The following is a 493-nucleotide window of genomic DNA, read 5'->3' as shown; positions in this document are numbered from 1 at the left end:
ACTGCGTGTTTGGCAGCGAGCAAAGCTAGTAGGGCAAAGCCCCCGACGCATAAGTAGATTGCTCTTTGCATCATGCACATCGGGCACGGATTCATACTAGCGAAAGGTTCAACATAGCTTGCGACAAGTACTAACGATACGCTCGTTACTATGATTGCTAGCCCGATCAATCGATTGGATAACTGCACTGTATAAGCCCCTATAAAATCTGCTACCAATGGTGCGAGTTAAGCGCAAAGTTGGCGAGTTAAGTCTTCTTAATTTTTGTGAACTGAGACCGGTCGCTACAAATAGTCACGCATCATTACTTCTTGAATTGGTGGATCGACCTATACTTGATCTATTGACCAATTTTAAGGAAGTAATATGAAAGCGGTACTCGCTCTAATCGGCGCTTTAATGACCATCAACTAGCCTTTGCAGAGGATGAATCTTCAGAAAAACAAAGAGCTGTTTATCACACCATGAATCCTGCATTTGTAAGTAACTTTGG

The 493-nt window shown here is 43.0% G+C and carries 1 protein-coding gene; it reads right to left on the bottom strand.

Features of this window, described 5'->3' with window-relative positions; genetic code table 11:
- Window positions 1-188 (bottom strand): disulfide bond formation protein B (locus tag A3762_RS25715; protein WP_197469103.1); only part of this gene is annotated, 188 nt, incomplete at its 3' end.
- Between the last annotated feature and the right edge of the window lie 305 nt (window positions 189-493).

Source organism: Oleiphilus sp. HI0125, assembly GCF_001635355.1.
The sequence above is the reverse complement of the archived record's forward strand: the minus strand, read 5'-3'. Positions and strand labels throughout refer to the sequence as shown.